The sequence below is a fragment of the Psychrobacter sp. UBA6739 genome, from assembly GCF_002453835.1.
Classification (GTDB): domain Bacteria; phylum Pseudomonadota; class Gammaproteobacteria; order Pseudomonadales; family Moraxellaceae; genus Psychrobacter; species Psychrobacter immobilis_A.
In genome coordinates, this window is record NZ_DKHR01000044.1 from 13,573 (window position 1) to 23,664 (window position 10,092).

General features: G+C 42.5%; 8 protein-coding genes. 2 read left to right on the forward strand and 6 right to left on the reverse strand.

Features of this window, described 5'->3' with window-relative positions; genetic code table 11:
* Window positions 1-1,337: AMP-binding protein (locus tag B2575_RS09910; protein WP_296241716.1), on the reverse strand; the 1,337-nt coding region annotated here is incomplete at its 3' end.
* 268 nt (window positions 1,338-1,605) lie between these two features.
* On the reverse strand, window positions 1,606-2,802 hold the full coding sequence (locus tag B2575_RS09915; RefSeq protein WP_296241718.1) for an MFS transporter: 1,197 nt from the start codon (window positions 2,800-2,802) through the stop codon (window positions 1,606-1,608).
* Window positions 2,803-3,211: 409 nt separating this feature from the next.
* Between B2575_RS09915 and B2575_RS09920 the strand changes: the two genes are divergently transcribed.
* Window positions 3,212-4,204 carry a dienelactone hydrolase family protein gene (locus B2575_RS09920; protein WP_296241719.1) on the forward strand — a complete coding sequence of 331 codons (993 nt, stop codon included), beginning with the start codon at window positions 3,212-3,214 and terminating at the stop codon, window positions 4,202-4,204.
* A 151-nt stretch (window positions 4,205-4,355) separates the two neighbouring features.
* Here B2575_RS09920 and B2575_RS09925 read toward each other — a convergent pair whose 3' ends face one another.
* Window positions 4,356-5,147: an ankyrin repeat domain-containing protein gene (locus B2575_RS09925; protein ID WP_296241721.1), complete on the reverse strand. Its 792-nt coding sequence runs from the start codon at window positions 5,145-5,147 to the stop codon at window positions 4,356-4,358.
* 301 nt (window positions 5,148-5,448) lie between these two features.
* Here B2575_RS09925 and B2575_RS09930 point away from each other — a divergent pair, with 301 nt between their 5' ends.
* Window positions 5,449-6,195, forward strand: a complete 747-nt coding sequence (locus tag B2575_RS09930) for a hypothetical protein (RefSeq protein WP_296241723.1) — start codon at window positions 5,449-5,451, stop codon at window positions 6,193-6,195.
* 94 nt (window positions 6,196-6,289) lie between these two features.
* Here B2575_RS09930 and B2575_RS09935 read toward each other — a convergent pair whose 3' ends face one another.
* From B2575_RS09935 to B2575_RS09945, 3 genes are all read right to left on the reverse strand, one after another.
* Window positions 6,290-6,808, reverse strand: coding sequence for an Rrf2 family transcriptional regulator (locus B2575_RS09935; RefSeq protein WP_296241724.1), 519 nt, complete (start codon window positions 6,806-6,808; stop codon window positions 6,290-6,292).
* A 268-nt stretch (window positions 6,809-7,076) separates the two neighbouring features.
* A complete protein-coding gene (locus B2575_RS09940) occupies window positions 7,077-8,318 on the reverse strand; it encodes an NnrS family protein (RefSeq protein WP_296241726.1) in 1,242 nt (413 codons plus the stop codon).
* Between the two features lie 199 nt (window positions 8,319-8,517).
* The gene (locus tag B2575_RS09945; RefSeq protein ID WP_296241728.1) at window positions 8,518-9,921 is read right to left on the reverse strand and encodes a DASH family cryptochrome; all 1,404 of its coding nucleotides are present in this window, start codon (window positions 9,919-9,921) and stop codon (window positions 8,518-8,520) included.
* Window positions 9,922-10,092 lie beyond the last annotated feature (171 nt).

Consider the following 10,092-nt stretch of genomic DNA (forward strand, 5'->3'; position numbering starts at 1 on the left):
TCTTTTAAGCGATCAGTAATCCTAATATAACCATCAGGACGTATATAAGCAATGTCTTGGGTGTGCATATAGCCGTTTTCCCACAGCTCTTTGCCCGCATCGTCATTTTTTAGATAGCTTTGCGTTAGCCAAGGTGCGCGTAATACCAGCTCGCCAGTATTGTCTTGACCGGTACCAACCGACTCATTATTGCTACTCCATATTTGAGCGTCCACCATCAGTACGGGCTTACCAGTCATACAACGGCGAGCGATATCTTCATCTTCACTCATTTTAGGCTCATCGAGACTAAATTCTGTCAAGCTAATAAGGGGCGCTGTCTCTGACATACCATAACCAGTATATACTTCGATACCTTGTGCCATGGCTGTTTTTGCCAAGCCTTCAGTCAATCGTGAACCACCGATGATCATTTTTAAACCATTAAAGCTAGCACCGCGATCTTGCGCTTCTTTGAGCACCATTTGCAAAATCGTTGGGACACAATGGGTAATACTAACTTTTTCATTAATAATCAAATCCATTAACACATCTGGTGCATAGCGTCCCGGATACACTTGCTTCAGACCAGCCATGGTCGCGGTAAATGGAAAGCCCCACGCATGTACGTGGAACATCGGCGTCATCGGCATATAGACATCACCGTAGCTGACGCCTTGCTTGTCGGGCAGCATACCTAGTGTCGCCGCTTCGGTAAGAGTATGCAATACTAACTGGCGGTGGCTAAAGAACACGCCTTTTGGATCGCCCGTCGTGCCTGAGGTATAAAACGTTGTGGCAATGGTATTTTCATCAAAATCTGGGAAGTCAAACTCACTATCGGCAGCTTGTAATAACGCTTCATACTCACCTACTACGCGGTTTTGATTACCACCGAAGACTCCTTCAGATGTCACGCCATCATCATCTAGCCAAATAATGTGCTCAATACTAGAGTTTTCAAACTGATAGCTTTTGACCAATGGCGCAAACTCAGAATTAAGCAGCAGCACTTTTGGCTTAGCGTGATTGATGGTATAAAGAATTTTTTCTGGCGATAGGCGGATATTAACGGTTTGTAAAATATACTCTGACATCGGTACAGCGAAATACGACTCAAGATAACGATGGCTGTCCCAATCCATCACCGCCACTATATCACCTGCATCTAGATTTAAACCTGCTAAGACATTGGCCAAGCGATTGATACGATTGAATAAATCTTTATAGGTAAGGCGTTTTTTGTCAGCATAAACGATTTCTTGCTCTAGCGACACCGTTTTGGCACGGTTCAATAGTTGCTTAACTAATAAGGGATAATCGTAAGCAGAAGGGGCGCTGTGGTAAATATTTGACATAGATGTGACGTCCTTGTTGGTCATGCGGATAAGTTATTATGCGGGTGAATCATGGATAATTGATGGCACGCAGTTCTAGTTATTTTAGCTTTTACTTATAAAAAATTGGCTGTTTAAAAAGTGATAGTGGCTAACATTATTAATAGAATTATTAAGGTGTATTGAACAGGCTATATCGATAGTAAGAAAAAATCGACGCTATGTAAAGCAACCTTACGTAAACATCCTAAGCTGCAATAGCTTGATGAAAATTGCTCAAAAACAGCCATCAAGCCGCGCGTGATTTTGTTTTTATCATGCCAAAACTGGCAACCAGTAATGCCAAAATCTGTACAAATAAGAGCAGCCATACTGTGAGCGACCACTGCCCGCGCGCATAAGCCATGCCGCATAACCACGCACCCATCGTACCTCCAGCATAATACCCCATGTAATATAAACCAGACGCCAATGAGCGCCCTTTTTTAACATTGACGGCGATATAACTGATGGTGGCAGCTTGGGTGATAAAGACACCTGAGGACATAATAGCAAGACCAATAATAATGCCCCATAACGGCGTCACTAGCGTTAACAGCACCCCAATCATAGAAACGAAAACAGCCACGCGCACTGTGCGCGCTGAACCAAAGCGACGTAGCAAGGTCGTCGACAATGGCGTGATGACAACGCCTATCAAATAAACGGCAAAAATATTGGCAAGCGCACCCGTACTCAACTCATATGGCGTCTTAGCAAGATGTAGATTGATAAAGGTAAAACAGCCCACGAGTGAAAATAAGACACACGCTCCTAGCAGACAAGCCGTCACCACATAACGATTGGTTAAATGCTCACCGAGCGTCTGCATCGCGGAACGAAAATTCGGATTGGCCACAAACTGCTGTGACGATGGTAGCATCTTGCCGACCCACAGCGCACCGATAAGGGTCATCGCTGCCATCACATAATAGCCTGCACGCCAGCCGATAATCTCGTGCAAATGCCCAAGCAAAAATCGCCCCATAAAGCCGCCAAGTACCGATCCTGAGACATAGAACGACATCAGTTCCGTGACAGCGCGTCCCTCAAACTCTTCACCGATATAAGCAATCGTCACCACGGTAATGCCCGGTACAGACAACCCTTGCATAAACCGCCACATGCCCATCCAACCAATACTCGGACTTTGGGCAATTAAAGCAGTTGGTATCGCTAAAAATAATAACGCGCCAACGATAAAGGATTTACGCCCCACAGCGTCAGATAGCATGCCCAAGAATGGCGACATAATAGCAATCGCCATCACCGTTGCACCGACGATCATGCCAGCTTGCACCTCAGTTGCAGACAGGTCTACCATTAATACGGGCAAAATGGCCTGAATAGAATACACTTGCAAAAAAGCAAACATCCCAATCAAGCCGATAGTGAGTTTTAATACCCACGATGTCGAATTGATTGGTGTAGATAGAGGTTCTGGCATATTATCTTGGGATTTACTGATGGTATTTTTCACAGGGATACAGGCTATGTTGGACGCGGATGATCTAGCGTGAGTAATAGAAATAGGACGATAATAGCTGAAATAATGACAAAAATAATAATGGAAATAATAGCTGATGCTAGGGATAGGCGTCATGTATGATTTTAGCACACCAAATACCATACTCTAGTTTCGGTGTGTTATCGGTATTGCCTTATTTATACTTAGGGTCTGTTGAACACTAAAAACTGCTGATTTATATACTGCGTAGGTGACGTATATTTTTGACAGCAAGCAGATTACTGTCTACTATTATTTTGATCTATTATATATAAATGCGATCTATAAAAACTTATATCCACAAAATATAACCTGCGGCAAAATCCAACTCACCTATAGCAGACTCTCTATGATGCCCAAATACCCTTTTTATTCGCAATGGATTGTCGCTATAGGTGCACTGGTTTTTTCTATAAATGCGTCGGCAGTTACGTTAGACGAAGTAGCCGCAACTAACAAGCTCATAATTAAAGAGCAATCGACCAAAATAGTATCAACCCCGATAGCGTCAGCGGTTGCAATAACATCGCCTGTATCAACACCAGCCGTGCCGTCAAACTGTATCGCCGACAGTATTATTACAGCGGATAATCTGTCAGATACGCGTGATAAGGGGCCTTTTTCGGTGGCTAAGAAAGCTGTTCCTCATCAGTTAGCCAACGGCTTTGGTGGCGGAACCATTTATTATCCAACCAATGCAGGCGACTGTGGTTTGTTAGGCGGAATCGCAGTAGTACCCGGTTATGTGTCCTACGAATCTTCTATTAAATGGTGGGGGCCGCGTTTGGCATCTTGGGGATTTGTTGTTATTACCATCGATACCAACTCCATTTATGATGACCCAGAGAGCCGTGCGGCGCAGTTAAGTGCCGCGCTTAATCATATGCTTCGTGACGATACGGTAGGCGCTCAGATAGATAGTACGCGCTTGGGTGCTATTGGCTGGTCAATGGGCGGCGGCGGCGCACTCCAGCTAGCGACAAAACGTCAGACGGTTCGAGCGATTATTCCGCAAACTCCCTATCATGATAAAGACTATGGCGAAATGAACACGCCTGCTTTATTCATTACTTGCCAAAATGACCATATTGCCTCAAATAAAAAATACAGCAGTCGTTTTTATGATAAGGCTACAGGCGCAAAAATGAAGATTGAGATAAAGAATGGTAGCCATTTTTGTCCAAGTTATCGTTTTAATGAGATATTGCTGAGCAAGCCAGGTATTGCTTGGATGCATCGCTATATTAATGGCGATACCCGCTTCGATCAGTTTTTATGTAGTAACGACAATTATGGCAACAATCCTCGTATATCCGCTTACGACTATAAAAACTGCTCATAAACAAGGCGCTCATGAGAAAAGCACTGATAAACTAGGTACTGATAAACTAGACACTTATAAACGATCCGCTGGTCAACGTCTGACTTAGGAGCACTGAGCATAGAAAAAAGCTACCGAAATGGTAGCCTTTTTTGTAAAGTCATTAACCCAATTATTCACAGCTCGCTTTGCCAGTGCGATGATTCACAGCACCATTGGCGGCTAATAGCTTTTGCATATCAACCAAATCTCGCGAACACGCATATGAATAGGCACCTTGATTATACGAGCCCATTTTTTTGTCTTTGGTCGTTGCCACTAGATTTGGATTAGCGCCTTGCGCCAATAAATATTTGACAGTTTCAAGGCGATTATTACTAGCTGCAACCATAATCAAGGTTTCACCATCACTTTCTACCGTCTGATCATTTAAGTCCACAGGCGCTTTTTCATTCAATAACGTATGTACTTTTTTGACAATATTGGTATTTTTTCCCAGTACAGCAGATTTCATGACGTTATACACATCACCGTCATCTTTAGCATAGATATCAGCACCTTTGCTGACTAAATAATCTACCATATCTTCATAGCCGATAAAAGCAGCCCAGCCTAACGCCGTTTGATTAAGGCTACCTGTGTCCTTAACTTCTAAGTCTTGACCATTATTAACCATGTATTTTACCGTGGCTAGATCACCATGTTTTACAGCGTCAAACCAAGTAGCATCTGCACCTGTAGAGGGTTTGTCATAAAACACACGCCAAGAAAGTTTGTTTTGATTGGCAAGATCAAAATTCTCAGTAGTGCTGAAACGAAAATCTACTTGTGGGACTGGTGCGGTTTGAGCAGCTTGGATAGTGTCAATTTTAGTGACGCTGTTATCATTGTTTAGGCTTGAGCAACCTGCTAATAACATCGTTGCCATAACCGCTGATGCGCTCATTTTTCCAAAAAATCTCATGACTCAACCTTCAAATACAAATTAAATAGTGAGAGATATTATACAGATTCATTAAATAATAATCTATAAATTATAAGCTATGAATGACAATGACCCTCGGGTGATATAGGCTTATATCCGACTTTAACGTTATACACTGAACCTAACAATCAACATCTTTTTTATAACAGACTTTAGGTACATGACTCACCATAATAAGATATCAATTATAATAAGTTGTCATCTACTGATAAGAAATATTCATTATTAAAATTGCTGAGACATTAAAAAACTCGAATAAAAACACTAAGGAATAATTTCAATGACCGATAAAATTCATGATTTAGGGGCAGGATTTTGGAATATACGCGGATCTTTTCGCATTGGCGGTGTTCTAAACATTGGCACTCAGTGCTCACTTATACAGTTAAACTCAGGAAAGTTTATATTTTTGGATAGTTATTCATTGACTGGTGACGTACGCGATGAGGTGATGGCATTAACCAATAATGGTCAAGATGTCGAAGCAGTACTGAACGTCCACCCATTCCATACGGTGCACTGTGCACAAATGGCAAAAGACTTCCCGCAGGCGACCTTTTATGGCAGTAGCCGCCACCATAAAAAAGTACCTGAAGTACAATGGACAGATGACTTGGTTGAAAGCGATGCGGTCGCCAAGCGCTACCCTGAGCTTAAGTTCTCAATGTCACAAGGCATCCACTATATCTCACCCAATGAGATGATTCATGCAGGCTCACTATTAGCCTATCATCCTGCCAGTCAAAGCTTGCACGTCGATGATACCTTTATGAGTCCACCGATGAAGTTATTAGAGGCGATATTACCTGAACTGATACTGCACCCAACGACCAAAAAAGCGCTAAAAAATGAGCCCGATGCAGGCAAGCAATATTGCGATTGGGCAAGCAATTTGGCACATGAATGGCGCGATGTGCGTAATTTCTGCGCCGCACATTCCTATTTAGTAACATTCAATGACAGTGAGTTTGAAGTGGCGCTATTAAAAGCCATTGATAAAGCTCGCCCAAAATTAGAAAAATCTTAATTGACCGTATAACCTCACATTAGAATCATAAGAAAGGGAGTGACCAAGATGGTCGCTCCCTTTTTTGCAATGACTTCATCAACATCAAAAGTTATTAACGAAACAATAAAGACGCTAGCTCATCTTCGTTATTGATGATATCTGCCAAGGTATAGCGCTCAAGGACGTTAATAAACGCCGTCAATGCTTCAAAGAACACACTTTTTAGTTGGCATGCTGGGCTAATGATGCAGCCTCTAGCGTTATTTGTCGTTTCATCAATAAGTGTAATAGGTAAACCTGTTGAACCAGTCTGTCGACCATCACTACTCTTATCATTAGCGGGTGTCGCGAAGCATTCGACCAAATCAAAGTCCGGCTCTATTTGTTTAATTAATACACCCAAATTGATGTCTTTTGGCGCACGAGCCAAACGTATACCGCCATTTTTACCACGCACACTTTCTATATAACCAAGCTGACCCAACTGATGAATAATTTTGGTCAAATGACTTTTAGAAATGCCATAACTGTCAGCAATATCACTGATATTTGCGAGTAATGGCGGCTCTGGTCTCACCGCCAAGTAAATCAATGAGCGCAGTGCATAATCGCTATAATTGGTCAATCGCATTTATTTGCGCTCCTATTTTATATAAATCTCTCAAGTATGTATCAGCTTAAATTTTAGCAATGTAACTCTATAATTTTGAAAATGAGGGTCTTGAAAAGTCAGTGTCTCAAACAAACGGTATTTCAAACAAACAGTGTCTGGAAAACAAAGGTCTTGAAACCTTATAATATTTGCAAAACAACCTACTTAAAAACGTCAGCAATCAGTCAATAGACTTGGATAAATCCCCTATTCTTTTGGCGATAGTATTATAACGGCTCTACAGACTCTAACCAAACAGACCATCAGGTCTAGGACGTGCCAGCATCGGCAAATAACTGATGCAAAATAGCACGAAGCAAGCAATCCACGCCCCTTGGGCAATCATGATCCATAGTAGATAGTGACTCATATCGGCAAGCGGCAACAGCACGCGACTGACAAATGCCAATACCATCAAACCATACATAACATTCACCGTCTTGGGCGGATGATGAATGCTGCGTCCCGTATGGCCAAGCGATACCCGTGTCATCATCGCCACGGTCATCATACCAACGCCTGCAATGGCAAGCCCATGCATCGCAATACTATGAGTATAGCCCAACCATGGTTGCAGCGCATACAGCAGAAAACTCAAACACATGCCCAAAAATGCAACATATAATGACCAAAGCAGTGGCTTTTGCCAGATACCGCGATGATACCAGCCTACTAAACGGACGATATTAACCACTGCTACGCCAAGTGCCGTAATAGTCAGCAGATACTGATTAGGATAAAACAAGTCACTGATAAAAAACGCTAAGAAAAACAATAAACTCGCAATATCCTGTACTTTACTATTGCGCAACTTGATGACTTCCGTCGTTCCAACACTCAGACCACGTTCAATAAAGAATGGCACCACGCGGCGACCAATGGTCAGCACCAAACCGATAATTAAATAAAACCCTAGATAAATACCTATTTTAGTCATATTCATATCGGCATTGATAATACCCCAGTAGCAGATTCCATTGCCAACGGTCAATAATGCCAATTTCGCTAAGATGCCCATTTGCTTATACTGCTTGACCTGTAATACCGCTCGACATATCACAAATGCCATCGAGGCGATAAACAATAAGTCAAATACTGCGGCGACATATAACAACGATATACTGCTACCCGCAACCGTCATACCAAGCCCAAAACCTGCCCAGCTCAAACGTGCCAGCAGCCAACAGCCAAATATAGCCAGCAGCTTATAACCATGCGGCATCATTACCCCTGTCCACGTCTTCACTGCCGTGAGGAGAAATCCCGCAATAACTGCCAAGGCATAACCATAGACCATCTCATGACCGTGCCAGTACAACGTATTCAGCGCTTGTGCGTCAATATCTGTATGACCAGTAAATACAAAAGACCATAGCAGCATCGTTATCACGGCAAATAGCGCGGCAGCACTAAAAAATATTCGAAAGCTCAAATTCAGAATAGGATACGGAGAGCTGGGCGGCTTGCTGGGTAAGTTGATCGATTGCATGGCAGTCTTCTTAGAAGCATGTGAATAGAGTATAACCTAAAGATTCATTTTATATGAATGTTATAAGTTATACAATAGTGATAATTTTATAACTCATTATAACGGTTTGCTATTAGCATAAAAAACAACCGCTGATAATACCATTAAGCGGTTTAAAACGTGCTATTCAGCATTTATGGTCTAAAATCCATAAACCGCTTTAACTTACATGACGGCCTTGCCATTTATCAATGAACTCACCATTGGGATCGTATTGCTGGGTTTGCTTGCTAAGATTAAATTGCCGACATCCTCTTGGATCAGCGCCTACGCCCGCTAGATATTGCCAATTCCCCCAATTACTCGCGACATCATAATCGATAAGATGCTGCTCAAAATAGATTGCACCGTAGCGCCAGTCTAAACCCAGCTCATGAATAAAGCAGCTAGCAACGATTTGTCTGCCTCGATTGGACATATACCCTGTTTGCTTTAGCTGATTCATGCAAGCATTGACGATAGGATATGGCGTACTGCCATTCTGCCATTGCTGCAAACGCTGATCGTCAAAATGAGTAGCTGGTAATTGATGACCAATGCCCTTAAACAAAAACAGATTGCTACCATGCTCAATCGCATACCAATAAAAATACTCGCGCCACAGCAGCTCAAACCATATCCAATACGTTGACTCATTGGCGATAATCTCACGCTCATAATGACGTAAGCGATTCAATAGTATTTTCACAGACAAGCAACCATTTGCCAGCCAAGGCGAGAATTTAGTGGAATGCGTCCAGTCATCCAGTGCATTACGTGTAGTTTTATAAGTGCGCGGCGCAGCAGAATCAAAATAGTGAGTTAAATGAAGCATTGCATTTGTTTCACCACCTTTAAAACTAAGCGCTTGCTCATCAGATGGTTGTGTTTTAAAAAGGTATTTACTATGACCTATCAACGCATCAGGCATTGGCGGTAGCGACTTTGGCGTAGGAGAAACAGCCACCTCTTCGTCAGCATTCAATAAATCATGGCTTGCTTCAACCTTTTTACGAAACTGGGTGAAGCTTTTGGGCAGGTCTTGTGTCGGTAAATCAGCAAATAGCGTATTGGTTGATTGCCTGTGCCATATTATCTGTGGATATTTGCTCTGCAAGGCAGCATAGCCTTTATTTTGATTATAATCTGCTGTTTGGCTAACACAGATATCTGTGACTTGTTGCTGCTCAATGAGCTGGCATAACTGAGTAAAGGCGTTTAAGGCAGACTCTACCTTATCTGGTGACAAATGACTCTTTGATAAATAGCTTGGCGACAGATAAAGCAATCGATTACCAAGGCGCTGAAGCGATCGATCCAAATCAGCCAAGCTCTCAGACAAGAACTGCTGACGAGCAGCGCCCCTCTCATTAAAGTGGTAAGCTTGACGGCTCTCTTTCGGTTCAATGCAATCAGCCAAAAAACCAGCATAGATAAGCATCAGGTTGCCTTGATTACTTTTAGCCAATGTCGCCGCTTTGACTAACGTTTCATTGTCCTCTATGCGCAAATCGTTATGAAATAAGACCAATACCGCTTTGTTGACTGACTTATTTGATGCGTTGTCTGATTGGTGATTTGACATACTCTCGATTCCCAAGTAGTTAAACGTGCTCACTTGAAGCTGAGTCTAAACTTTGACTTCCTCCCCGCCCTCAAAGGAGGGGGATTCCTACTAAAGACGGCCAAGCCCGACCGCGAGAATGTTTTTTGCTCCATTAACGTCTCGTTGATGGGTCGTTTTACAAGAACGACA